The organism is Streptomyces sp. NBC_00414, assembly GCF_036038375.1.
GTDB lineage: Bacteria > Actinomycetota > Actinomycetes > Streptomycetales > Streptomycetaceae > Streptomyces.
This window is the reverse complement of record NZ_CP107935.1, coordinates 2698119-2721844: the sequence shown is the minus strand read 5'-3', so window position 1 is coordinate 2721844 and position 23726 is coordinate 2698119. Positions and strand designations below refer to the sequence as shown.

The 23726-nt window shown below is 71.6% G+C and carries 22 protein-coding genes; 10 read left to right on the top strand and 12 right to left on the bottom strand.

All coding sequences use genetic code 11. The features are described 5' to 3' along the window. Positions 1–18 precede the first annotated feature (18 nt). A complete protein-coding gene (locus OHS59_RS11645; protein ID WP_328493329.1) occupies positions 19–1122 on the top strand; it encodes a helix-turn-helix transcriptional regulator in 1104 nt (367 codons plus the stop codon). A gap of 27 nt (positions 1123–1149) precedes the next feature. Here OHS59_RS11645 and OHS59_RS11640 read toward each other — a convergent pair whose 3' ends face one another. The 9 genes from OHS59_RS11640 to zapE all read right to left on the bottom strand — a co-directional run bounded on the left by OHS59_RS11640 (position 1150) and on the right by zapE (position 10556). Beyond that, a complete protein-coding gene (locus OHS59_RS11640) occupies positions 1150–1911 on the bottom strand; it encodes a peptidyl-tRNA hydrolase (protein WP_328493328.1) in 762 nt (253 codons plus the stop codon). 149 nt (positions 1912–2060) lie between these two features. Then, a complete protein-coding gene (locus OHS59_RS11635; protein WP_328493327.1) occupies positions 2061–2921 on the bottom strand; it encodes an aldo/keto reductase in 861 nt (286 codons plus the stop codon). 104 nt (positions 2922–3025) lie between these two features. Continuing rightward, a complete protein-coding gene (locus tag OHS59_RS11630) occupies positions 3026–3835 on the bottom strand; it encodes a polysaccharide deacetylase family protein (protein ID WP_328499170.1) in 810 nt (269 codons plus the stop codon). Positions 3836–3963: 128 nt separating this feature from the next. Further along, a complete protein-coding gene (locus OHS59_RS11625) occupies positions 3964–4893 on the bottom strand; it encodes a PPK2 family polyphosphate kinase (protein ID WP_328493326.1) in 930 nt (309 codons plus the stop codon). A gap of 120 nt (positions 4894–5013) precedes the next feature. Further along, a complete protein-coding gene (locus tag OHS59_RS11620; protein ID WP_328493325.1) occupies positions 5014–6375 on the bottom strand; it encodes a PhoX family protein in 1362 nt (453 codons plus the stop codon). Between the two features lie 240 nt (positions 6376–6615). Further along, the gene (locus OHS59_RS11615) at positions 6616–8124 is read right to left on the bottom strand and encodes a SulP family inorganic anion transporter (RefSeq protein ID WP_328493324.1); all 1509 of its coding nucleotides are present in this window, start codon (positions 8122–8124) and stop codon (positions 6616–6618) included. Continuing rightward, positions 8121–8711 (bottom strand): carbonic anhydrase, encoded by a 591-nt coding sequence (locus OHS59_RS11610; RefSeq protein ID WP_328493323.1) that lies wholly within the window; start codon positions 8709–8711, stop codon positions 8121–8123. Before OHS59_RS11610 ends, OHS59_RS11615 begins: the two co-directional genes overlap by 4 nt. Before the next feature lie 154 nt (positions 8712–8865). Further along, the gene (locus tag OHS59_RS11605) at positions 8866–9264 is read right to left on the bottom strand and encodes a hypothetical protein (protein WP_328493322.1); all 399 of its coding nucleotides are present in this window, start codon (positions 9262–9264) and stop codon (positions 8866–8868) included. A 179-nt stretch (positions 9265–9443) separates the two neighbouring features. Continuing rightward, positions 9444–10556 carry a cell division protein ZapE gene (gene zapE, locus OHS59_RS11600; protein ID WP_328493321.1) on the bottom strand — a complete coding sequence of 371 codons (1113 nt, stop codon included), beginning with the start codon at positions 10554–10556 and terminating at the stop codon, positions 9444–9446. 37 nt (positions 10557–10593) lie between these two features. Here zapE and OHS59_RS11595 point away from each other — a divergent pair, with 37 nt between their 5' ends. The 4 genes from OHS59_RS11595 to msrB all read left to right on the top strand — a co-directional run bounded on the left by OHS59_RS11595 (position 10594) and on the right by msrB (position 14033). After that, positions 10594–11403, top strand: coding sequence for a pyrimidine reductase family protein (locus OHS59_RS11595; protein WP_328493320.1), 810 nt, complete (start codon positions 10594–10596; stop codon positions 11401–11403). 134 nt (positions 11404–11537) lie between these two features. Beyond that, entirely contained in the window at positions 11538–12011 is a 474-nt protein-coding gene (locus OHS59_RS11590) for an indole-3-glycerol phosphate synthase (RefSeq protein ID WP_328493319.1), read from the top strand. Between the two features lie 185 nt (positions 12012–12196). Beyond that, positions 12197–13597, top strand: coding sequence for a UDP-N-acetylmuramate--L-alanine ligase (gene murC, locus OHS59_RS11585; protein WP_328493318.1), 1401 nt, complete (start codon positions 12197–12199; stop codon positions 13595–13597). 28 nt (positions 13598–13625) lie between these two features. Then, a complete protein-coding gene (msrB, locus tag OHS59_RS11580) occupies positions 13626–14033 on the top strand; it encodes a peptide-methionine (R)-S-oxide reductase MsrB (RefSeq protein ID WP_328493317.1) in 408 nt (135 codons plus the stop codon). Positions 14034–14049: 16 nt separating this feature from the next. On the opposite strand, the gene OHS59_RS11575 is transcribed toward msrB, so the two are convergent. Next, on the bottom strand, positions 14050–16935 hold the full coding sequence (locus OHS59_RS11575) for an NACHT domain-containing protein (protein WP_328493316.1): 2886 nt from the start codon (positions 16933–16935) through the stop codon (positions 14050–14052). A 183-nt stretch (positions 16936–17118) separates the two neighbouring features. After that, positions 17119–17694: a TerD family protein gene (locus tag OHS59_RS11570; protein ID WP_328493315.1), complete on the bottom strand. Its 576-nt coding sequence runs from the start codon at positions 17692–17694 to the stop codon at positions 17119–17121. 385 nt (positions 17695–18079) lie between these two features. Here OHS59_RS11570 and OHS59_RS11565 point away from each other — a divergent pair, with 385 nt between their 5' ends. The 4 genes from OHS59_RS11565 (at position 18080) to OHS59_RS11550 (ending at position 22380) form a co-directional block, all read left to right on the top strand. Next, the gene (locus tag OHS59_RS11565; RefSeq protein ID WP_328493314.1) at positions 18080–18514 is read left to right on the top strand and encodes a BlaI/MecI/CopY family transcriptional regulator; all 435 of its coding nucleotides are present in this window, start codon (positions 18080–18082) and stop codon (positions 18512–18514) included. 6 nt (positions 18515–18520) lie between these two features. Next, positions 18521–19453: a M56 family metallopeptidase gene (locus OHS59_RS11560; protein WP_328493313.1), complete on the top strand. Its 933-nt coding sequence runs from the start codon at positions 18521–18523 to the stop codon at positions 19451–19453. A 197-nt stretch (positions 19454–19650) separates the two neighbouring features. Beyond that, positions 19651–21207: an LCP family protein gene (locus OHS59_RS11555; RefSeq protein WP_443061424.1), complete on the top strand. Its 1557-nt coding sequence runs from the start codon at positions 19651–19653 to the stop codon at positions 21205–21207. Between the two features lie 156 nt (positions 21208–21363). Continuing rightward, positions 21364–22380: an ion transporter gene (locus tag OHS59_RS11550; protein ID WP_328493311.1), complete on the top strand. Its 1017-nt coding sequence runs from the start codon at positions 21364–21366 to the stop codon at positions 22378–22380. Between the two features lie 2 nt (positions 22381–22382). Here OHS59_RS11550 and OHS59_RS11545 read toward each other — a convergent pair whose 3' ends face one another. Continuing rightward, the gene (locus OHS59_RS11545; RefSeq protein ID WP_328493310.1) at positions 22383–22757 is read right to left on the bottom strand and encodes a DoxX family protein; all 375 of its coding nucleotides are present in this window, start codon (positions 22755–22757) and stop codon (positions 22383–22385) included. 81 nt (positions 22758–22838) lie between these two features. Here OHS59_RS11545 and OHS59_RS11540 point away from each other — a divergent pair, with 81 nt between their 5' ends. Next, complete coding sequence (locus tag OHS59_RS11540; RefSeq protein WP_328493309.1) at positions 22839–23708, top strand: LysR family transcriptional regulator; 870 nt, start codon at positions 22839–22841, stop codon at positions 23706–23708. Positions 23709–23726 lie beyond the last annotated feature (18 nt).

Below are 23726 nucleotides of genomic sequence, written 5' to 3'. Positions count from 1 at the left end.
GACGGCCTGACGCAGCACATGCGCGGTGCGCGGACGACCGGGCTCGATGTACTGAAGGCGGCCGGTACGGCGCTCACCGCGTCCGTTCCCGCCGACATCTGGTGTGCCGTCATGCTGGATCCGGCGACGTTCCTGGACACGGGAGGCCAGCACGAGCACGGCTTTCCCCAGCGTGTCATGCCCCGGCTGTTCGAGATCGAGCACACGGAGCAGACCGGCGTGGACAACATCCGGGCCATGGCCCGCCGTGCCGGACCCGCGAGCCTGCTGAGCCGGTCGACCGGCGAGCACATCGAGGACAGCGTCTACTACCGCGACATTCTGCGGCCCGAAGGGCTCGCCGACGAACTGCGGGTCCTCCTGCGGGACGGCCCGCGGACCTGGGGGCTGCTCGTCCTCTGTCGCGCCGAGGGGTCACGGCCTTTCAGCGACGCGGACGTCGAGGTCGCCGCCGCGATCAGCTCACCGGCCGCCCTGGCCCTGCGCCGGTCGCTGTTGCTGGCGGGCATCGACCGCGGCGACGTACCGGACGCGCCCGGCCTCGTCGTCCTGGACGACGATCTCCGGATCCGCCTCTGCACGTCCACGGCGGACCACTGGCTGGGCCTGATCCAGGAGGCCCACCCGGCACCGGGACGCGCCTACCCGCTGTGCCTGGAGGCCATCGGCAGCAAGGCGCGCGCCTGCGCTCCGGGCACGCAGGTGAGTTCCCGTGCCCTGAGCGGTTCCGGGCACTGGATCACGCTCAACGCGTGGCGCGAGGAGGCGGGCGGTCCGGACGGCTCGGGCGGCTCCGGCGGTGAGACCCTCACCTACGTCTCGCTCAACCTGAGCCGACCCGGCGAGCTGGCCGCCATCGTGCTCGACGCGTACGGCCTCTCGCCCCGCGAGCGCGATGTCGCCCAGCAGGTACTCCTGGGCCGGTCCACCACGGAGGTCGCCGCGACGCTCCACATCACCGAGTACACGGTTCAGGACCACTTGAGGAAGGTGTTCGACAAAGCGGGCGTACGCAGCCGTCGTGAACTCACCGCCGAGCTCTTCCTGCGCTACTACCTGCCCTACCTCGACCGGCCGCCGCTCACCATGGACGGCCGCATGCGCGGCGGGAACCGGGGCTGAGGGGGCGCGGGTCGAGGCGGTGCCCCGTCACTCCGGTCCGTCGGCCGCCGGCCGGCCGAGGCGCAGTGCCGGGTGGTCGGCGACCACCGTGCAGGAACCCGGGGCGATCTCCGTGAAGCCCGCGTCGCGCACCAACGGCAGTCCGCTCGTGACCAGTCGCTCCCACCGCTCGGGGCCGGCCGTGCGGACGGCGAGCGGGAAGCCCGCCTCGCGCCAGGCCGCGCGGTCCTCGCCCGACAGTTCCCACCAGGCCAGCTGGGCGCCGTGGCCCGCTTGGGCCATCGCCTTGCCCGCCGACATGTCCAGGTCCGGGCTCAGCCACAGCACGGGCGTGGCCGCGTCCGTGTCCGCGGGCGGCTCCGGGTCGTCGAGGTCCGTGCCGGAGACCTGGAGGCGGGCGAGGTCCTTGGGCCACCCGTCGAGAGGGACCGGGGGGAAGACGCGGACCTCGGCGGACTTGCCGGTGACGGTGATGCCGGGCAGCGCCTCGGCCCGACGCCACTCGGCGCCGCGGGCCCGCCGGACGACCTTGCGGATCCGGGCGTCCTGCCAGTCGTGGACGGCCTGCGCCCACTCGCCCTCGCCGAGTGAGCGCTCGTCGCCGAGGAGGACCAGGACGGCGCGGGCCGCGGTCTCCAGTGCGTCCGTACGCGCCGGTGGTTCGTTCCGTTCGATACGGACGACCAGCGGCAGCACGAACTGCGGTGCCTCGTCGCGGGCGGTCTGCTCGTGCCGGAAGGGGCTGTCCTGTGCGGCGCCCGAAGCGGCCGTCGTCTCGTCACTGCTCACGCCCCCAGTCTGCCAGCCGGGTGATCGGCGGGGTGGGGCGCTTGCGCGCGGGGGCGGTGACATGACGTGTGCGTGCGTCGTGGCCGGTCGCGCGGTTCCCCGCGCCCCTGGGTGCCCAGGGGCGCGGGGAACCGCGCGATCTTTTGTCTTTACGCCGCGTCCAGGCGCGTCAGCTCGGACTCCGTCAGCTTCAGGTCCGCCGCCGCGACCGAGTCGCGGATGGTCTCGGGGCGGGAGGAGCCCGGGATCGGGATCGTCACCGGGGCCTTCGCGAGGATCCAGGCCAACGTGACCTGCTGCGGGCTCACCCCGTGCTCGCTCGCCACCTCCGCGAACACGGCGAAGCGCGAACCCAGTTCACCGGCCTTCGAGATACCGCCCAGCGGGCTCCACGGCAGGAACGCGATGCCGAGTTCCGCGCACAGCTCCAGCTCCGGCTCGCTGGAACGGAAGGCGGGCGAGAACTGGTTCTGCACGCTCACCAGCCGGCCGCCGAGGATCTCGTCGGCCAGCCGGATCTGCTCGGGGTCGGCGTTGGAGACCCCCGCGAAGCGGATCTTGCCCGCGTCCAGCAGGTCGCGGATCGCGCCGACCGACTCCGCGTAGGGGACCTTCGGGTCCGGCCGGTGGAACTGGTAGAGCCCGATGGCCTCGACGCCGAGCCGCCCGAGCGAGGCGTCGCAGGCCTTCTTCAGATACTCCGGCGAGCCGTTCAGCGTCCACGAGCCGTCGCCCGGACGCAGATGGCCGCCCTTCGTCGCGATCAGCACGTCCGAGGTGTCGCCGCCGTACGAGGCCACCGCGCGGGCGATCAGGGACTCGTTGTGACCGACCTCGTGGGCGTCCCGGTGATAGGCGTCCGCGGTGTCGAAGAGCGTGACGCCCGCGTCCAGCGCCGCGTGGACGGCCGAGACCGAACGGGCCTCGTCCGGGCGCCCCTCGATGGACATCGGCATCCCGCCCAGACCGATCGCTCCGACCCGGACGTCACCGATGGTGCGTGTCTGCATGGAGGTTCCTCCTGGGGATTCGTTCGGTGACTCCCAGCCTCCACCGAGACGTTTTTACCGTCCAACAAGAGAATGCGATCGCTTTGAGCGACACGGCCGATGAATCAGATCAGCTCCGACACCTTCACGAACCTGTACCCGCGCTTTCGCAGCTCGGGGACGATCGTGCGCAGTGCCTCCTCGGTCGCGGGGGCCGCGCTGCGCGTGCAGTGCATGACGACCACGGAACCGGGCCGTACGCCGTCCAGCACCTGCCGTGCCACGGCCCCCGCGTCCGTCGCGAACGCGTCCCCGCTCACCACGTCCCACTGCACGGCCGTCACGCCGGTGGTGCTCAGCGCCTTGAGCGCCCGCCGGTCGTAACACCCGCCAGGGAAGCGGAAGTACGGCATCGGGTGCGCGATCCCCGCCTTGCGGAACGCGGTGAACGCCCGCTCCACGTCCGCCCGCATCCCCGACGCGGGAACGGTCGGCAGCCCGTAGCAGTCCTCGGTGAAGGCGTGATGGCTGTAGGAGTGGTTCGCGACCTCGAAGAGCGGATCGCGCCCGATGGCCCGCGCCTGCGAGGGGTACTCCTCGGCCCAGCGCCCCGTCATGAACACGGTCGCCGACACCTTGAGCCGTCGCAGGGTCCCGAGCAGCCGCGGGTTGTCGAACCGTTCCCCGGCGGCCGCCCGGGGCCCCTGGTCGGCCGTCATGTCCGCGTCGAAGGTCAGGGCTACGGTCCTGTCGCGCGCCCGGGCCGCACGGGTGAAGACGGGGGTCAGGCCGCCCGGACCCGGGGCGAGGGTGGGCGGCCGCGAGGGCGCGCTCACGGCGGGCGCGGGGACCGTGGCGGCGCGCGGGGCCTCGGGAGCGCCGCATGCCGTGAGGGTGGCCGCGCCCACCACGCAGGCGGCGGTGACTCTCTTCAGGGCCTGCGGGGTCTTCGGAGCCTTCAGGGTCTTCAGGGGCAGGAAGGTGTTCACGCGGGCGACATTAACCGGGCAAATAGGAAAATCCGGTTATATCGCTTTCGGTGTCGAGTGGAGGGAGGTGCTGGTCAGCCCTCCTCCTGCAGCCGTTTCCGGCACTCCTCCACGTCGAAGTCGGGCTCCGGGTACTGCGGGTCCATGGCCGTCAGATGCTCCAGCAGCAGTCGGCTGATGGCCCAGTTCCGGTACCACTTGCGGTCGGCGGGGATCACGTACCAGGGGGCGGCGTCGGAGGAGCAGCGTTCGAGGGCGATCTCGTACGCCTCCTGATAGGCGGGCCACAGGGCCCGCTCGTCGATGTCCGCGGGGCTGAACTTCCAGTGCTTGCGCGGGTTGGCGAGCCGGCGCAGGAGGCGCAGGCGCTGCTCCTCGAACGAGATGTGCAGGAAGCACTTCACGATGACCGTGCCGTCGTCGGCGAGGGCCCGCTCGAAGTCGTTGATCCGGCCGTACCGGGACTCGATCTCGCCGCGCGGGGCCAGCTCGCGGACGCGGCCGATGAGGACGTCCTCGTAGTGGGAGCGGTCGAAGACGCCGATCTCGCCGTGCTGGGGGAGCCGCTTCCTGACGCGCCAGAGGAAGTCGTGCTGCTGCTCCTCGGGGGTCGGCGCCTTGAAGCCCTGGACGCGGCAGCCGACCGGGTTGAAGAGCCCGATGACGTGTTTGACCGTGCCGCCCTTGCCACTGGTGTCCATGCCCTGGAGGACCAGCAGGATCCGGCGGCGGTCACCGGCCGTGCTCGCCGCCCAGAGGCGTTCCTGGAGGTTGGCGAGGGGTTCGGCCATCCGGGTGATGGCGGCGAGACCGTCGGTCTTGGACCTGGGGGCCGCGGTCCCGCCGGGGGCCGCCGAGGTGTCGTACGAGGAGAGGGAGATCCGTTCCCCGACGGGGACGCGCAGCAGGTCGCGTACGGCGGTCTCCTCGACCCTGCCCGTGCCGCCCGCCCCGCCCCTGCCGCCCTTGCGGCTCTTCCTGTCCTTGCTGTCCTTCTCGGCCATCGCGCATCCCTTCGGGCGGTTCTCTCGATCCTGCGCCGCGGGGGCGGGGGCCGCTACCTGCGGCGCACCCGCCCCCGCGGACCGCTGGGACCGTCCGGGTACCCCCCGGACCGAAGGTCGCTACCTGTGCCAGGGCCCCGTCACCGCGAACGTCGTCCCCGGGGTGTAGCAGTTCACGAACATCGTCCGGCCGTCCGGCGAGAAGGTGACACCCGCGAACTCGCCCCACTCCGGGGCCTCCGGCGTGCCGATGTTCTGCCGCCCCCGGGCCATCGGGTACACCTCGCCGCGCCGGGTCACGCCGTACACGTGCTGCGCGCCCCCGCCGTCCTCGCAGACCATCAGGCCGCCGCTGGGGGCGAGGCAGATGTTGTCGGGGGACTCGCCGGGCAGCTGTACGTCGGTGTCGGGACCGAAGACGATCACCAGCGTGAGCCGGCGGGCCTCGGGGTCGTACCGCCAGATCTGACCGAAGTGGTCGCCCGCGGAGCCCTCGCTGCTGTGCGCGAAGGACGACACGAAGTAGACGGACGAGCCGCCCCAGTAGCAGCCCTCCAGCTTCTGCGCGTGGGTGATGCCCTTCGGGCCGAAGTCCTGGAAGCGGATGGGGGTCTCGGCCGCGAGCGGGTCCGGTACGTCGACCCACTCGACGCGGTCGAAGCTCGCACCCGTCTCCTGGATCGAGGACAGGTCCGGGACACCCGGCACGCGCATCGCCTGGAGCCGGCCACCCGCGCGGAGCGAACCGCGGCCGCCCTCGGGCTTCTTGGGCAGGAAACGGTAGAAGAGGCCGAACGGCCTCTCGAAGGCGTCCTCGGTCTCGTAGACGATGCCGCGCTTGGGGTCGACGGCGATCGCCTCGTGCTGGAAGCGGCCCATCGCGGTGAGCGGCACGGCCCCGGTGCGGTGGGGGTCCACCGGGTCGACCTCGAAGATGAAGCCGTGGTCCTTGGTGTAGCCGTTCGTGCCGGCCTTGTCCTCGGTCTCCTCGCAGGTCAGCCAGGTTCCCCAAGGGGTGGGCCCGCCTGCGCAGTTGACGGCCGTACCGGCGATCGCGACCCGCTCGCCGACCACCTTTCCGTGCGCGTCGAGGGTCAGCGCCGTACAGCCGCCCTTGCCCGCGGGGTCGTAGGTGAGGCCGTCGACCGTCGGGACCGGGATCTTGCCGGTGACGCGGTTCTCGTGGTTGCGGACCAGGTGGACGCGGCCGTTTCTGCCGCCGAAGGCGGCCATGCCGTCGTGGTTGCTCGGCACCTGGCCCTCGCCGGAGCGGAGCTGGTCGCCCTCGCGGGACAGCACCCGGTAACGGAAACCTTTCGGCAGATCCAGCAGGCCTGCCGGGTCGGGGAGCAGGGGGCCGTATCCGGAGTGGCCGAGCGCGGCGGCCGTACCTGTGAAGAGTTCCGACACAGCGCCGGTGAAGGCGATGCCGACTCCCAGGGCACCGGAGCGGGCGAGGACTTCGCGTCGTGTTGCGGACATGGGGCAACCTTCCTGTTGGCGGACAGGAGAACGTGACCCGCCTGTGTGTATCACGCGGTCCCGATCACGTGAACCACGCGCGTAGCGTGGCGTTCTCACGAACCGTCCGTCGACCGGGGCAGCGCGAAGGCCGGACGGCACGGAGACCCGGCAGCCCGAAAGGCCCGGTGCGGGACTCCTCGGAGTCCCGCACCGGGCCACGGTGCCGGGCCGCACGGCCCGGTGTCCGCCGCGAGGTGCCTACGCGGCGGTGACCTTCACCGGTTCGGTCCCCGCCGCGCTGTGCCGCTGCGACCAGTTCTCCAGCGCCGTCCGGCACGCGTGGTCCAGGTGATGGAGCCCGGACAGGTCCACCGTCACCGGGCGGTCCTTGGGCAGCCCCTCCAACTCGTCCAATATCTTCGGCAGCCGCAGGAAGGTGGCGTTGCCCGTCAGGTACGCCTGCACCGGGCCCGCTCCCTTGTCTATGACCTCCAGCTTGATGTGCGAGGCCTCCCAGGCGGTCTTGGCGACGGCGAGCGCGAGCCCGATCAGCACGCCCTCGAACATGTTCACCGCGACGATCGACACGGCGGTGACCACCAGGATCAGCGCCTCGCCCCGGTGTCCGCGCCACAGCACCGCGACCGAGCGCAGCGGGATCAGCTTCCAGCCCGCGTGCACCAGGATGCCCGCGAGCGCGGGCAGCGGAATGTAGGCGAGCACGGCGGGCAGCAGCGCCGCGAACAGCAGCAGCCACACCCCGTGCAGCACCCGGGACGCCTTGGTGCGGGCGCCCGCGGACACGTTTGCCGAACTGCGCACGATCACGGCGGTCATCGGCAGCGCGCCGAGCAGCCCGCAGACCGTGTTGCCCGCGCCCTGGGCCATCAGTTCCTTGTCGTACTGGGTGCGCGGCCCGTCGTGCAGCCGGTCCACGGCGGCGGCGCTGAACAGCGACTCCGCCGACGCGATCAGCACGAACGCGACGATCGTGCCGAGCACCCCCACGCTCGCCAGCCCGCCGACGGCTTCGAGGCCCGGCAGCTGGATCGAGTCGAGCAGCCCGCGCACCTCCACCGTCGCCACGGGCAGGTCGAACGCCAGGGTCGCGAGGGTGGCGAGGGCCACCGCGGCGAGCGCCCCCGGCACCGTACGGACCTTCTTCGGCAGGTGCCTCCACAGCACGAGTACGGCGACGGTGGCCGCGCCGAGCCCGAAGGACACCAGCGCAGTGGTGGATCCGGCGGAGTCGGCGACCAGACCGGGCAGCCCGGCGAGCTTGTCCAGACCCGAGGCCGGGGCCTCGGCGCCGGCCACCGAGTAGAGCTGGCCGGCGATCAGGACCAGCCCGATGCCCGCCAGCATGCCCTCCACGACGGCCACCGAGATGGCCCGGAAGTAGCGCCCCAACTTCATGGCGCCCATGGCGAGTTGGATCAGCCCGGTGGCCAGGACGATGACACCGAGCACGGCGAGTCCGTACTCGCGCACCGCCTCGAAGACCAGCACGGTCAGGCCCGCGGCCGGGCCCGAGACCTGGAGGCTGCTGCCGGGCAGCAGGCCGGTGACCAGACCGCCCACGATGCCGGTGATCAGGCCGAGTTCGGCGGGTACGCCCGACGCCACGGCGACGCCCACGCACAGCGGCAGGGCCACCAGGAAGACGACCAGGGAGGCGGCGAAGTCCTGCCGCAGGAAGGGGAATCGCGTACGCCGGGCCGGATCCGTCCCACCGGTGGTCGTGGGGGTGCCCGTCGCGGCGCTCACAGCGCCTCGAAGGAGTCGGAGCGGACGTCGTGCGCGAGGACGGACCCGGTGTGGACCTCGTAGAACCAGCCGTGCAGACGTAGGTGACCGTCCGTCAGCCGCCGCTCCACACATGGGTAGGAGCGCAGCCGCAGCAGCTGCGTCAGCACGTGGTTCTGCACGGCCTCGGTGACGGTCGGGTCCTCGGTGGCGCCTTCGGGCCGAGGGGTCGAGTGCGCGAGCCAGTCGCGCACGGCGGGTACGGCGGTCAGGTCGTCGCCGCGTACCAGCGCGCCGACGGCGCCGCAGTGGGAGTGGCCGCAGACGACGATGTCCGAGACTCCGAGCACCTCCACCGCGTACTCGACGGTGGCGGCCTCGCTGGTGGGCTGCGAAGAGGTGTGCGGGGGGACGATGTTGCCGGCGGTGCGCAGTTCGAAGAGTTCACCGGGCCGGGCTCCGGTGATCAGGGCCGGGACGACCCGCGAGTCGGAGCAGGTGATGAACAGGACCTGCGGGGACTGGCCTTCGGCGAGCCGGGCGAACTCCTCCGGGCGGTCCGCGGACTGCTTGCGGAAGGAGCGTGCGTGATCGATGAGGGGCTGCATGTGTCAGTTCCTCCTGGCGCGCTTCACGAGCGCGTCGGCCTACAAAACGGAGCGCATGCGGGTACGGCGACATGACCCCACGTCGACGCGCTCGGCGGACGTGGCGTGGTGAGGGGTGGGTCAGGTCGGAGTCGCTTCGTGCCCGGTGGTCAGCTCAGCAGCGGAAGACCTGGAGGGCTGCCGAGGAGTGGGCCGCGGAGGATCTCGTCGCGCGGTGGTGCGCCGCGGGGGCCGCGGTGTGCGAGGGGTCCTCGTGGGCGACCGCGACGTCCTTGCAGAGCAGGAGGCGCGCGGCGGCCGGGGTGACGTGGTCCGCGACTCGGATCCGCTCGCGGGTGCGCAGCGGGCCGGTCGGGCCGTGCGAGTGCGAGGTGTCCCCACAGGTGACGAACTCGGCCCTGGTCTGGGGGCCGTCACCGGGGCCGGCGAGCTGTGTCGTGTGCGCGGATGCGAACGTCGGTGCGAACGCCGTGGTGGAGGCGGAGAGCTGCAGGGCCAGCAGGACGGCGGCGAGAACGGCGAACAGTGTGCGGACCGTCGTACCTCGTCGCATGGGCCCCCTCTCCGTCGTCTCCAGGTCATGTCTTCCCTTGCTGACACGAACGTTAACTCGGGAAGTTGTTTGCAGGGTTAACTTAACGTTTCACCCTGAAGAGAGGCTGAAGAGGGCCGAAGAGCGACGCTGACAGGCCGGAAACCGCCGGGGGTACGACGGTCACTTCTGTGCGTCGGTCAGTCCTGTACGAGTCCCTTGGCGTCCCGTGCCAGCGCCGTGAGCCGGGAGATCGCGCGGAAGTACTTCTTGCGGTAGCCGCCGTTCAGCATCTCCTCGCTGAACAGCCGGTCGAAGGGCATCCCCGAGGCGAGCACCGGCACCTCCCGGTCGTACAGCCGGTCGGCGAGGACCACCAGCCGCAGCGCGGTGGACTGGTCCGGCACCGGCTGGACGTCGGTGAGGCAGACCGCCTCGATCCCGTCCGTCAGCGCGCCGTACCGGCTGGGGTGCACCCGGGCCAGATGGTCGAGCAGATGCGGGAAGTCGTCGAGCGAGGCGCCCGGCGTCGCGTACGCGGCCTTCGTGACCTGCTCGTCCGAGTACGGGGCCGGTGCCTCGGGCAGTCCGCGGTGGCGGTAGTCGTCGCCGTCGATGCGCAGCGACCGGAAGTGGGCCGACAGGCCCTGGATCTCGCGCAGGAAGTCGACCGAGGCGAACCGGCCCTCGCCGAGCTTGCCCGGCAGGGTGTTGGAGGTCGCGGCGAGCGCCACCCCCGCTTCGACCAGCCGGCCGAGCAGGCTGGACACGAGGACCGTGTCGCCCGGGTCGTCCAGCTCGAACTCGTCGATGCAGAGCAGCCGGTGGCCGCTCAGCGTCTGCACGGTCTGCTGGAAGCCGAGGGCGCCGACCAGGTTCGTCAGCTCCACGAACGTGCCGAACGCCTTGAGCGAGGGCTCCGCCGGGGTCGCGTGCCACAGGGAGGCGAGCAGGTGCGTCTTGCCGACGCCGTAACCACCGTCGAGGTAGACACCGCGGGGGCCCGCCGGAGCCTTCGAGGGCTTCTTGCCGAGGACGGATCCGAGGCCGAGGAAACCGCGCTTTCCGGAGGCGGCGGAGTGCGTCCCGCCCAGACCCGCCGCGAAGTCGGCCAGCACGCGGACGGCGTCGGTCTGGCTCGGCTGGTTCGGGTCGGGGATGTACGTGTCGAAGCGGACCGAGTCGAAGCGCGGTGGCGGCACCATCTCGGCGACCAGCCGGTCCGCGGGGACGCGCGGCTCGCGGGCGCACAGGGACGACGGGGTCGCGTCGGCCGTCGGGCCGATTCCGGAGGCGGTGGTGGAGGTTGACACGGTTGTCCACTCTACGTCTCGTGCCAGACTGCACGACATGCGACGCCTGCTCCCTGTGACCGACGAGACAGCAGCCCCGGCCGAAGCCGACCGGGAATGGGGACTCGACGAACTGGCCGAGGCGTACGCCTATCCGCCGGCCGTCGAAGGACCCGCCGCGGGATCCACCGGGCCCACGGGGCCGGAGCCCTGGCTGCGGGCCAACATGGTCTCCACGCTCGACGGGGCCGCCCAGCACGACGGGCGCTCGCAGTCCATCTCCAGCGCCGCCGACATGCGGATCTTCGGCACGCTGCGGGCGCTCGCGGACGTCGTGATGGTGGGTGCGGAAACGGTACGCCAGGAGGGTTACCGCCCCGCGCGAGCACGCGAGGAGTTCGCCGTGCGCCGGGCCGCGGCGGGACAGGGCCCGGCGCCCGCGATCGCCGTGGTGAGCGCGAGTCTCGATCTGGACTTCTCGCTGCCGCTCTTCACCTCGCCGCTGCTTCCCACCCTGCTGCTCACGGGGGCCGCGGCGCCGCCCGACCGGGTCGCCGCCGCCGAGAAGGCCGGCGCGCGGGTCGTGATCGCGGGCGACGGCACGGGCGTGGACCCCGCGCGGGCCGTCCGGGCGCTCGCCGGGCTGGGCATGCGCCGGATCCTGACGGAGGGCGGCCCCCGGCTGCTCGGCCAGCTGGTCGCGGCCGGCGTCCTCGACGAGCTCTGTCTGACGGTGTCGCCGATGCTCACCGTCGGGGACGCCCAGCGCATCGCGGGCGGGCCGCAGGTCGCGGTGCCGAAGCGGTTCGAACTGACGTCTCTGTTGGAGGAGGCCGGGTTCCTCTTCAGCCGTTACCGTCGGACCTGATCAAAGAAGTGGAATCAGCTGTTCCGGTCAGCTTTCGACGGGCACACTAAAAGTCGCAGTACCCGTGCGGTCACGGGGCAGGATGGTTTCCGCAGGGGTCTACGAACGGCCCACGGATGAGAAGGGCGTTTGTCGTGTTCACGAGCGTATTGATGATCGAGAAGGCCCTCACCTCCGCGGACGTGGAATTCGTCACCACCTTGCACGGCGACGAGGCAGTGGCCTTCCACGTACTGCTCCAGCCCCGCGGCGACCAGGCGGACCGGCTGCTGCGGGCGATCGACGACGTGGCGCTCGGCGAGCTGGACGAGGCGGCCCGCGAGCACGAGACGCCCGAGGGCGAAGAGGCCGTCGGGCAGGGACAGCGGGCCCTTGAGGTGTCGCTGGTGGCACTGCGGGCCGGCGGCAGCGAGGCGCAGGGGCGGCTGATCGAGGCGCATCCGCTGGACGCGCTGAAGGGGCTGGTCGAGGAGGTCGGGGCGGACGAGGTCATCGTGCTGACCGATCCCCACTATGTGGAGGAGTTCTTCCACCGGGACTGGGCCTCTCGGGCGCGGCACAAGGTGGGCGTGCCGGTGCTGAAGCTGTTCTCGCACAGCAAGGCGTAACGCCGCCGCTGTGCCTGGGCGGGGGCGCCGTGGGGTGCCCGGGTTCTTCGGGTGCGGCTCGTGAGTGGCTGAGCACGCAGTTCCCCGCGCCCCTGGGAGGGGCTGCGCCCCTTTGAAGTGGTCGGCGTCGTAGCGAATAGGCTGGGGGCGCTCACCGTCACAGCCGCATCCTGGGAGAAACACGTATGGCACCCGGCCTTCCTACCGCCATGGATCGACCGCACTTCATCGGCATCGGCGGCGCCGGGATGTCGGGCATCGCGAAGATCCTCGCGCAGCGCGGGGCCGCGGTGGCGGGCAGCGACGCGAAGGACTCCGCGACCGCCGAGGCGCTGCGCGCGCTGGGCGCCACGGTCCACATCGGGCACGCGGCGGACCACCTCGCGTCGGACGCCACCTGCGTGGTCGTCTCCTCGGCGATCCGCGCGGACAACCCGGAGCTGGCCCGCGCCGCCGAACTGGGCATCCCGGTCGTCCACCGCTCGGACGCCCTCGCCCGCCTGATGGACGGCCTGCGGCCCATCGCCGTGGCCGGCACGCACGGCAAGACGACCACGACGTCGATGCTGGCCGTGTCCCTGTCGACCCTGGGTCTGACCCCCTCGTACGCGATCGGCGGCGACCTCGACACCCCCGGATCCAACGCCCTGCACGGCGAGGGCGAGATCTTCGTGGCCGAGGCCGACGAATCGGACCGCAGCTTCCACAAGTACGCGCCCGAGGTGGCGATCGTGCTGAACGTGGAGCTGGACCACCACGCCAACTACGCGTCCATGGACGAGATCTACGAGTCCTTCGAGACGTTCGCCGGCAAGATCGTGCCGGGCGGCACCCTGGTGATCGCCGCGGACCAGGAGGGCGCGCGCGAGCTGACGCGGCGGCTGCCGGACGCCGTCAAGGACACCGTCGAGGTGGTGACGTACGGCGAGTCCGAGGACGCGGACGTACGCGTCCTGTCGGTGGTCCCGCAGGGGCTGAAGAGCGAGGTGACCGTCGAGCTGAACGGCTCCACGCTCACCTTCACGGTCTCGGTGCCCGGCCGTCACTACGCCCACAACGCCGTGGCGGCCCTGGCGGCGGGCGTGGCCCTGGGCATCCCCGCGGACGAGCTGGCCCCCGCCCTCGCCTCGTACACGGGTGTGAAGCGCCGGCTCCAGCTCAAGGGCGAGGAGGCGGGCGTGCAGGTCATCGACTCGTACGCGCACCACCCGACCGAGATGACGGCGGACCTGGAGGCGATGCGGGCGGCCGCCGGGGACTCCCGCATCCTGGTCGTCTTCCAGCCCCACCTTTTTTCGCGCACGCAGGAGCTGGGCAAGGAGATGGGCCAGGCACTGTCGCTCGCCGACGCCTCGCTGGTGCTGGACATCTACCCGGCCCGCGAGGACCCGATCCCCGGTGTGACGAGCGACCTGATCATCGAGGCGGCGTGGGCGGCGGACGCGGACGTCACCCCGGTGCACGACAAGTCACAGGTGCCCGCGATCGTGGCGGGAATGGCGAAGCCCGGTGATCTCGTTCTCACCATGGGCGCGGGAGACGTGACGGACCTCGGACCCGAGATCCTGACCCGCCTGTCGAAGTAGCCGTACCTGAGTCGAGGGGTTGAGCTGAATGTCGTACGACATCGAGAAGCCGGACGAGCAGTGGCGTGCGGAGCTGAGCCCGGCCGAGTACACCGTCCTGCGTCAGGCCGGCACGGAGCCGGCGTTCCGCGGTGAGTACACCGACACCAAGACCACCGGTGTGTATTCCTGTCGCGCCTGCGGCGCCGAGCTCTTCACCTCCACGGAGAAGTTCGAGTCGCACTGCGGCTGGCCGTCCTTCTACGACCCGAAGGACTCCGACGCGGTCGAACTGATCGAGGACCGCTCGCACGGGATGTCACGGACCGAGGTGCGGTGCTCCCGGTGCGGATCGCATCTGGGGCACGTCTTCGAGGGCGAGGGGTACGCGACGCCGACCGATCAGCGGTACTGCATCAACTCGATCTCGCTGAGGCTGACGCCGGCCGAGGACTGACGGAGCGCCCGCGGTCTCATGCGTCCGGGCCGGCGGCCAGGCGTTCCTGGAGACGGGCGTGCCGGAACTCGTACAGGGCACCCGCCCGCCGCAGCACTCCCCTGCGGTGGGCGTCTTCGAGGAAGCGCATCAGACGCCAGGGCAGCCGGCCCGTGCCGCACAGCCACAGCCGGGTGACGAGCAGCCAGCCCCAGGCGCTCAGGGCGATGGCGAGGGGCGCGGTGACCAGCCAGATCGCGAACGAGGACGGGGCGAAGGTCGTCTCCGGCCACAACCGCTCCGCCAGGGCCGAGCTGAGGGAGCCGACCACCAGGAGAAGGACACCGCGGCTGACAGCGGTCGCCCGGTCCGCGTGCAGCCCGTCCAGGGGGGTGCCGGCCCGGGCGATGTCGGTGGGGCTGACCAGCCAGCGGTGGAGGGCGACCGTCAGCCCGCTGATCAGGCCGAGGGAGAAGCCGAGCGTGACTCCCTCGTTCACGTTCCGGACCAGGAGCCGCTCGGGGGTGCTCAGCTCCAGCCATCGCCGACTGGCCGGCGGCAGAGTGTCCTCCAGGTCCCAGCTCTGCGCGAAGGTGCCGTCGGGCAGTTTTGCCAAGAGCTCTTCCTGACCGGGGTGTTGGCGCAGCTCGACCGTGTCGTACAGGGTCTCGCACGCGCCGTCGCACCCTTGGGCGAACAAGGCCGTGGTCTCGGCGTGTACAGCCCCGTCGGTCCAGCGCTCCACGGCCCAGCGGACGGGACCTGACGAGGACACCACGCGGGTGCCGTCCGCGAGCTTCCGGTGACGCCAGCCGTCGGCCACGAAAACTCTGCCGCCGTCGGCAGACGTGTGCCACGAACCGCGCGCGGGGGCGTCGTCCTGGGCCACGGAAGCCCGGGCGGCAAGCGTGGTGCCGTTGGTGACGCCGAACGCCAGCCCAAGCAGGAATCCCGCGGTCAGCCCCTTGACCAGACCGCGCCCCACCGCGGCGAGCACCGAACCGCGCGGGACGGCCCGGCGGCCGGCGGCGGTCTGCCGTGGGATGAGAACTCGGCCGACCGCGCCCGGGTTCTGCCGGAGCGCCAGGGCCACGGCCAGTCCCAAGGACGCGGCGCAGATGACCCTGATGTGGATGGGGGCATACAGCGCGGTGGGCACGAGGGCGCCGAACGCCGTGGCTGCCGCCACGACCAGGACCGCCAGACCGCGTCGGCGCCAGGAGCGCGCGCCCCTTCCGGCCGAGAGCGGAATCGTGGTGGGGACCGGATTTCCCAGCAGATCGAGCACCCCGAGAGCGGTGGCGAGTGCGAGGCCCCCGGCCATGGCGAGGGCGCCGGCTCCCGCCCACTCCCATCGCTGGAGGAGAGCTGGATAGGGACTCAGACCGAGATTCCTGGTCATGCCCACGACGAGGCCGAGAGGCGCGGCCCCCACCAGTACCCAGATGAGTTCACGGGGTACGCGTCCGCGCCGCGCTGTCGTGGATCCGTCCGGTCCGTGGCCACGCGTGCGATCGCTGTCGCCCCGCAGGGACAGTGCCTGTCCGACGCAGAGAGGAACCAGCAACCCGGCGGCGATGAGGACCGTCCAGCCAGGCGGTGCTTCCGTTGTCAGCAGGATGATCACCGTGGCGAGGGCTCCGACGACCAGCACGGGCCCCATCGTCCGCAGCGGCAAAGGAAGTTCGCGGCGCAGTTCCCACCAGGCCAGCTCGCGCGACCGCTGCCGCTCCAGGTGGCGGGCCAGGAAGCCGAGGGCGTCGAGCGCCCTGTCCACTCCGCGGCTGTCGTCCCGGAAGGCCGCCGGCACGAAGGCGTCCAGCAGGTGCGCCTCCAACTGCGCCTGGTTCTCCCACCTTTCGTCGTCGAGAAGCTCGGCCGGGTCGGCCTCGGTGTCGTCGTACGCGGTCCTGGCGAGGGTGACCATGAGCGGCGTGCGCAGTACGGCTCCTAACGCGGCGCAGGGGCGGGCGTCGGGGTCGGCCCGCAGGCGCTCGATCACCGGGTGCCAGCCGGTGGTGCGGCTGCCGCCGGGCCCGCGGGCGGGGCGGGCGGTACGCAGCAGATGGACGGCCGCCGTCTCGAAGCCGAGTGGCTGCAGTTCCACGACCGCCGCCGACGTGAACACGTCGCTGGAGCGCACGACTTCGGCGTACACGCCGGTGCGGCAGGTCATGAGCAGCGGGCGGCCGTCGTCGAGGTCCGAGTTCAGCCGGCGCACGGCCGCGGCGCGCAGGGGAGGGGCCATCTCGTCGAGCCCGTCGAGGACGGGGATCACCCGGCCGGCGTCCAGGAGTTCACGGGCCCAGGACGCGCCGGGATAGTGGCCGGCGATGTACCTCGCCAGCCAGGTGTCGAGGCTCTCGCTCTGCGGCCGCCAGTCGGACATCGAGACCACCACGGGCACGGGCGCCCCCGAGACCCGTGACGCGAGTACGTCCAGCGCGAACCGGACGGCGAGTACGGTCTTGCCGCTGCCCGGTTCGCCGAGGACGACCAGCCGCCGCGAGGCCACCCGGTCCAGCACGGCCGTGATGTTCTCCAGCCGGTCGTCCAGTTCACCCCCGTCCGCGTCGGGCTCCCCCGGATCGGCCAGCCAGGGTTCCGCCGAGGACCAGTGCACCGCGATGGGTTCCGGGTCCTGCAGGCGCCGGAGCCGCCACTCGGCCTGCCACTGCTGCTCTACGGCCGCCGCCAGTTGCTCGACGCGCGTGCCCAGGACCTCGGCGGGCGAAGGGTGTGCCCTGGTGGAGGGGGAGGCGTGCACCAGATTCAGCGCGAGCCCTGTCGCCGCGATCCCGAAGCCGAGGACGGTGGTGAGGATCGTGGTGTCGCCCAGTTCCCCGTTCGCGGCGGCGATGGCGAGCACCGCCGCTGTCGCCGTGAACGCGCCGCCCCAGACCACGTATCGCACGTGCCGCATAGCGCTCCCCCTCGCGCCTGTGCCAGTGCCTGTTCGGAGAATACGCCCGGGTGGCGCGGCGGGTCCCCGTCCGACGGGGTCGTGCCGGGCCCGCCCCCGGGGATCAGGCCCGGGGGCGGGCTGTCCGTGGCGGACGCCGACGCCCCGTCAGGCGCCGACGTCCCGTCAATCGCCGGCGCCCTGTCAGACGCTGACGCCGAAGTCGGAGGCGATGCCCGCAAGGCCGGACGCGTATCCCTGGCCCACGGCGCGGAACTTCCACTCGGCGCCGTGGCGGTAGAGCTCGCCGAAGACCATCGCCGTCTCGGTGGCGGCGTCCTCGGACAGGTCGTAGCGGGCGATCTCGGCGCCGCCGGCCTGGTTCACGACGCGGATGAAGGCCCCCCGGACCTGCCCGAAGCTCTGTCCGCGGGCTGCGGCGTCATGGATGGAGACGGGGAAGACGATCTTCGCGACCTCGGCCGGCACCCCCGCGAGGTTCACCTTGATGGACTCGTCGTCGCCCTCGCCCTCACCGGTGAGGTTGTCACCGGTGTGCTCGACCGAGCCGTCCGGGCTGGTCAGGTTGTTGTAGAAGACGAAGTGCTGGTCCGAGAGCACTTTGCCGGAGGCGTCGAGCAGCAGCGCGGACGCGTCGAGGTCGTAGTCGGCACCGGTCGTGGTCCGCACGTCCCAGCCGAGGCCGACCAGTACGGCGGTCAGGCCGGGTGCCTCCTTGCTGAGCGAGACATTGCCGCCTTTGGAAAGGGAAACTCCCACTGCGAACTCCTTCTCGATGCGTCATGGCGATTGCGTCATGGCATGTGCGTCGTGGCAGGGGCCCGGCGGGGACCCGAAACAAAATCTACAACACTGTAGAAAAAGGGGAAGGGGTGGCGTGCTTCTCGGGCGTCCGCCCGCCTCGTGGGCGGTGAACGGTGAGGTGGGAGGGGTGCGAGGGACGCCCGGTCACGGAATCGCCGATGAGAGTGAGGCGGTCGGTCGGCTGGGCCGGTGCGCTCGCTGCCACCGGGGCCCCGGCGGCGAGCGTGGGTTTCATGGCCCGTCGTGCGGCGCCGGGGGGACCGCGGGCGTCATGGCCGGCCGTGCGGCGTCGATACGATGGACCGCCCGTGTTTCGGAGTCGGCGGAAGGGAGACAGGACGTGACGGACCGGCGGCAGCGCCCCCCGCGGCGGGGGCAGGGCGAGCTGGAGGCCCAGATCCTGTCGGCCCTGCGTACGGCGGAGGGTCCCGCGACGGCGGGCCGGGTGCAGGAGCGGCTCGGTGGTGACCTCGCCTATACGACGGTGATCACGATCCTGACCCGGTTGCTGGCCAAGGGTGCGGTGACCCGGGAGCGGATCGGCCGGTCCTTCGTGTGGACGCCGGCGTCGGACGAGGCGGGGCTGGCCGCGCGCCGGATGCGCAGGGTGCTGGACGGTGAGCGGGACCGGGAGGCCGTGCTGGCCAGTTTCGTGACGTCCCTGGAGCCGGACGACGAGCGGCTGCTGCGCGAACTGCTGGCCCACCCCGACGCGGAACCGGCCGGCGAACCGGCCGCGGAACCGGCCCACCCCGAGGCGGAGAGGGAAGACTGAAGCCTCATGGGGGTGTTCGTCTTTCTGCCGCTGGTCCTGCCGTTGACGGCGTGGCCGATCGCGCGCCTCGCCGAACAGCGGCTGGATCCGCGCACCGCCACCCGGCTGCTGACCGGCCTGACCGTGGTCATGGCGGTGTGCAGCACCGTGTGCCTCGCGCTGCTGATGGTGGTCGGCACGGCACAGCTGCCCGGCAACCCGCTGCCCGACGCCTGGTCGGATCCCGAGGTGCGCGAGGCGGTGCCGTACGACGAGATAGCCGGGAAACTGGCGATACCGGCGCTGTTCGCGGTACTCCTGGCCTGCGGTCGCACACTGTGGCGGCACAGGAGGGTGCGCCGCCGAGCCCACCTGGCGCTCGCCGGCCTGCCCGGCACCGAGGTGGCCGTACTGCCCGACGAGGTGCCGTACGCGTACGCCCTTCCCGGCGGCCGACGGGACCGCGTGGTGGTGACCACCGGGCTGCTTGCCTGCCTCGAACCGGCCGAGCGGCGGGCCCTGTTCGCCCACGAGCGGGCCCATCTCGCCGCCTGGCACCACCGGTTCCTGCTCGCCGCCCAACTCGCCGCGCGCGCCAACCCGTTCCTGCGCCCGCTGCGCACGGCCGTGTCCTACACGACCGAACGGTGGGCGGACGAGGAGGCCGCACGGGCGGTCGGCAGCCGCAGGACCGTGGCGTGCGCGATCGGCAAGGCGGCGCTGGCCTCCCGCGGCACCCCGGTGCCCACGCTCGCGGGTCTCGCCGCGCCGGGCCCGGTGCCGCGCCGGGTCGCCGCCCTGCTCGGCCCCGCGCCCGTGCCGCGCAACTGGCCTTCGGTGTTCACCTCGGTGGGCCTCGCGGCCTGGGGCGCGGCTGCCGGGACCGCGGTGTCCGCGCTGGCGTCGGCGAACTCCGCGGTGACGATGGTGCTCATCCTGTACGCGGCGACGCCGTTGTGACGACGGCGCACCTCGCGAACGCGCCGCCGCCGTGATCCAGTGCCCCGCAAGCCCGCAAGCCCGCAAGCCCGCAAGCCCGCAAGCCCGCAAGCCCGCAAGCCCGCAAGCCCGCGAGCCCGCGAGCCCGCAAGCCCGCAAGCCCGCGGGTTCGCGGCCGGGCGCGGTGAGACATACCCGGCTTCACTCCGTATCTCTACATGAATGTAGAGTTTCGCCGTTCGGAACGCGGGAGATGCGGGAGACGCGGGAGCGCCGAGTGCTCGTGCGTCAGGGGCCGGCCGGGTGCGGCCGAGCGGAGGAGAGGGGCGCCTGTGGGCGGTAGGGGACAACGGCGGCACGCTCCGCCCGGAAGCGGGACGGCTCGGTCGGGGCGGGCGGCGGGTCCGTCGCGGTCGGCGCGTCCGGCGCGGCGGACGAGACTGACGCGACGGGGCCGGATCCTGGTGTGGACGGCCGGGGTGTTCGCGGTGCTCCTGCTCGGCTCCGCCGGGGTCGGTGCCTGGATATACCAGGACCTGAACGGCAACATCGGCGCCGCCGACATCGACAACAAACTCGGCGGGGACCGTCCCGTCAACCTCAGTCCGGGCTCGAAGAACATCCTGGTGGTCGGCTCGGACAGCCGTGACGGCGCCAACGCGAAGTACGGCAATGACCTGACCACCATGCAGTCGGACACCCTCATGGTGATGCACGTCCCGGCCAACCGTGAATGGGCGACGGTGGTGTCCTTCCCGCGCGACTCCTGGGTGCGGATATCCGCCTGCGAGAAGGGCGGCGGCACCACCTCCACCGCGCACCACGCCAAGATCAACGAGGCGTTCGCGATCGGCGGCAGCAGTGGCGAGGTGGCCGGCGCGGCAGCCTGCACCATCAAGACCGTCGAGGCGAACACCGGACTGCGCATCGACCACTTCATGTCCGTCGACTTCCAGGGCTTCAAGGGCATGGTCAACGCCCTGGACGGCATCGAGGTCTGTCCCGAGCAGGACATCCACGACGAGAAGGCGCACCTGGACCTGGAGGCCGGCTGCCAGACCGTCAAGGACGAGGAGGCGCTCGGCTACGTACGCGCCCGCTACAGCGTCGGCGACGGGTCCGACCTCGGACGCATCGGCCGTCAGCAGGAGTTCATGGAGGCGCTGGCCAAGAAGGCGCAGTCCAAGCTGACCAGCCCGACCTCGCTGTACGACTTCCTGCAGTCGGCCACCAAGTCCCTGACCACGGACAAGGATCTGGCCGGCATCAAGCCGCTGTACGGTCTGGCGTCCGAGGTGAAGGGCATTCCGAGCAAGAGGCTGACCTTCCTCACCGTGCCCAACTACCCGCGTGAGGCGGACGTGGCCGCCGACAAGGCCAACGTCGTGTGGCAGTACCCGCAGGCCGACGACCTGTTCACCTCCCTGGCCAAGGACAAGGAGGTCGACAAGAAGGAACTGCAGGCAGACTCCAAGGACGACTTGATCTACGCGTCCGGTGTCCGCGTCCAGGTCCTCAACGGCACCGGTGTCTCGGGGCGTGCCGCCGTCGTCGCCGCGAAACTGCGTGAGGCCGGCTTCACCGTCGTCGGCACGGGCAACGCCCCGGAGACGACCAAGGCCACCACGGCCACCTATCCGCAGGGGATGGGTGAGCAGGCGAAGGTGCTCGCGTCGCGGCTGCCCGACACACGGGCCGCGCAGGGGACGGACGCCGTCGCGGGTGTGGTGACCCTCGTGGTGGGAACCGGCCTCGACCCCAACGGCATACTGTGACCCGGCTCTTCGTACGCATGAGAGGTGTGCCCGGTCCGGAGCGGGCCGGGTGCCTCCTATTTCTACAGTACTGTAGAAGATAGCGGGAGTGTGCGGCGACCGCCCCTGCTCCGGCGGGTGACGTACGACTTCACGAAGAGGGGCTGGAAGCGCGCGATGACCGAAGACGCGGCCACGCACTTACCGGGCACTCGCCGTTTCCTGGCCGAACACTGTCGCGGCGTCACCGAGGCCCGCTGGTTCGCCGTCGCGGTCTTCGCACTGATCGTCGCCAACGCGCTGGTCCTCGGCGTCGAGACCTACGCGGGAGTCGTCCACCACTGGCACGGGGAACTGAAGTTCGTCGAGCACTGCTTCCTGGCGGCCTTCACGGTGGAGGTGCTGCTGCGCGCGGGCGCCCACGCGGACCGTCCACGGGACTTCTTCCGCGACCCGTGGAACCTGTTCGACGTGGCCGTCGTGTTCTCCGCTTTCCTGCCCGTCGTCCGCGAGAACGGCACCATCCTGCGGCTGCTGCGCCTGGCCCGCGTCCTGCGCACGGCCAGGTTCCTGCCCCAACTGCGCGTCTTCCTCGTCGCCGTGGGCCGCAGCCTGCCCGGCACCCTGAGTTTCCTGATCGTCGGCGCCCTGCTGCTCTACGTCTACGCGATGGTGGGCTGGGTCTCCTTCGCCGCGAGCGACCCCGAACACTTCGGCTCCCTCGGCCGCGCTGTGCTCACCCTCTTCCTCCTGATGACCCTGGACGGCCTGGGCGACTCGGTCCGCGCGGGCCTGGAGATCTCCCGGTGGAGCATCGTCTACTACGCCTCCTACGTCCTCCTCGCCTCCTTCGTCCTCGTCAACGTGCTCATCGGGGTGGTCATCAGCTCCCTCGACGAGGCCCGCGAACTGGAGCGCGAGGAGGAGCAGGAGCAGGAGCAGGGGAACGGACAGGCGTACGGGCAGGAGCAGGGGGAGGACGAGGCGGGGGGACCGGTCGGCGTACTCCCTGCCGCGCCGGCGCCGGTATCGGTATCGGTGTCGTTGCCGGGAGGCGAGGCCGAACGCGAGCTGCGGGAGCGGATCTTGAGCGCGCGACGGGCCCTCGACGACCTCGAAGCGAGTCTGCGGCGCTTCTCCGAACCCCCACCGCATGAAGCGGAGGGGGTCCCCTCACCCGCGGGGCGCACCTGAGGTCAGAGCCAGGCCGTGGCCGGCCAGGTGGTCACGGCGGCGGTGAGGAGGAGCGTGATGTTGAGGGCGATCCGGTGGTCTCCGCGCTTCAGGTGAACCCTCGTGGCGCCGATCTGCAGGACCACGAACCCGACGGCCGCCGCCAGGGCCAGCCAGGGCGCGATACCGGTCAGCGGCGGGAGGATCAGCCCGATCGCGCCGAGTATCTCGATCACGCCGATGGTCCGGACGGCCGGCATGGGTGTGCTGTCCACCCAGGCCATCATCGGCAGGAGCCCCTCCCGGCTGCGGACCACCTTCACCCCGCCCCCGTAGAGGTAGAAGAGGGCGAGCAGGCCGGCAACGACCCAGTAGACGGATTCGAGTTCGTCGGTCATGCCCCGATCCCACCGCCGGAGCACCGCACCTGTCCAAGACCCATTCCGGCGCTTCGATACCGTACGGGTATCGTGACGCTCATGGAGCTACGCACGCTGCGCTACTTCGTGGCGGTCGCCGAGGAACTCCACTTCGGCCGGGCCGCCACCCGGCTCCACATGAGTCAGCCACCGCTGAGCCGGGCGATCCAGCGTCTGGAGACCGAGATCGGCGCCGCGCTGTTCGACCGGTCCTCCGCCGGTGTCGCGCTCACTCCGGTGGGGGCACTGCTGCTCGACGAGGCGCGCGACCTGCTCGACCGCGCCGACCGCCTTCGTGAACGTGTGACCGCGGCGGCCGGCTCCGCGACCCTCACCGTCGGCATCCTCGGGGACAGCACCGACCCGGGCGCGATCAGGCTGGCCGCCGCCTACCGCCGACGGCACCCGCGCGTGGAGGTGCGGATCCGCGAGACCGACCTCACCGATCCGACCTGCGGACTGCGTGCCGGACAGGTCGACATCGCCCTGACCCGCGGGCCGTTCGACGAGACCGGCCTGGTCGTGCGCGAACTGCGGGCCGACCCCGTGGGGGCGCTGCTGCGCGCCGACGATCCGCTCGCCCGCCGGGAGAGCCTGAAGCAGGCCGACCTGACCGGGCGCCGCTGGTTCCGGTTCCCGGAGGGCACCGACCCCCTCTGGCAGTCGTACTGGAGCGGCGGGGAGCCCCGCGAGGGGCCGGTGGTGCGAGCCGTCCAGGAATGTCAGCAGGCCGTTCTGTGGAACGGCACGGTCGGTATGACGCTCCTGGACCACGTACCGGCGCGGGGGCTCACGGTCGTGCCGCTGATCGACATGCCGCCGAGCCGTGTGGTGGTGGCCTGGAACCAGGGCGACACGAACCCCGTGCTCCGCTCCTTCGTCCGGATCGCGATCGCGGCCTACGGAGCACACTGCACGGGCGCCGGCTGACCGCCGTCCGCCGCCGAC

Bases quoted from the DNA above. Each gene is read 5' to 3' on its own strand.
- OHS59_RS11645 (WP_328493329.1), top strand. From the start codon at position 19: ATGCGCGGTGCGCGGACGACCGGGCTCGATGTACTGAAGGCGGCCGGT.
- OHS59_RS11635 (WP_328493327.1), bottom strand. From the start codon at position 2,921: ATGCAGACACGCACCATCGGTGACGTCCGGGTCGGAGCGATCGGTCTG.
- OHS59_RS11625 (WP_328493326.1), bottom strand. From the start codon at position 4,893: ATGGCCGAGAAGGACAGCAAGGACAGGAAGAGCCGCAAGGGCGGCAGG.
- OHS59_RS11620 (WP_328493325.1), bottom strand. From the start codon at position 6,375: ATGTCCGCAACACGACGCGAAGTCCTCGCCCGCTCCGGTGCCCTGGGA.
- OHS59_RS11610 (WP_328493323.1), bottom strand. From the start codon at position 8,711: ATGCAGCCCCTCATCGATCACGCACGCTCCTTCCGCAAGCAGTCCGCG.
- OHS59_RS11605 (WP_328493322.1), bottom strand. From the start codon at position 9,264: ATGCGACGAGGTACGACGGTCCGCACACTGTTCGCCGTTCTCGCCGCC.
- OHS59_RS11595 (WP_328493320.1), top strand. From the start codon at position 10,594: ATGCGACGCCTGCTCCCTGTGACCGACGAGACAGCAGCCCCGGCCGAA.
- murC (WP_328493318.1), top strand. From the start codon at position 12,197: ATGGCACCCGGCCTTCCTACCGCCATGGATCGACCGCACTTCATCGGC.
- msrB (WP_328493317.1), top strand. From the start codon at position 13,626: ATGTCGTACGACATCGAGAAGCCGGACGAGCAGTGGCGTGCGGAGCTG.
- OHS59_RS11575 (WP_328493316.1), bottom strand. From the start codon at position 16,935: ATGCGGCACGTGCGATACGTGGTCTGGGGCGGCGCGTTCACGGCGACA.
- OHS59_RS11560 (WP_328493313.1), top strand. From the start codon at position 18,521: ATGGGGGTGTTCGTCTTTCTGCCGCTGGTCCTGCCGTTGACGGCGTGG.
- OHS59_RS11555 (WP_443061424.1), top strand. From the start codon at position 19,651: ATGAATGTAGAGTTTCGCCGTTCGGAACGCGGGAGATGCGGGAGACGC.
- OHS59_RS11550 (WP_328493311.1), top strand. From the start codon at position 21,364: ATGACCGAAGACGCGGCCACGCACTTACCGGGCACTCGCCGTTTCCTG.
- OHS59_RS11545 (WP_328493310.1), bottom strand. From the start codon at position 22,757: ATGACCGACGAACTCGAATCCGTCTACTGGGTCGTTGCCGGCCTGCTC.
- OHS59_RS11540 (WP_328493309.1), top strand. From the start codon at position 22,839: ATGGAGCTACGCACGCTGCGCTACTTCGTGGCGGTCGCCGAGGAACTC.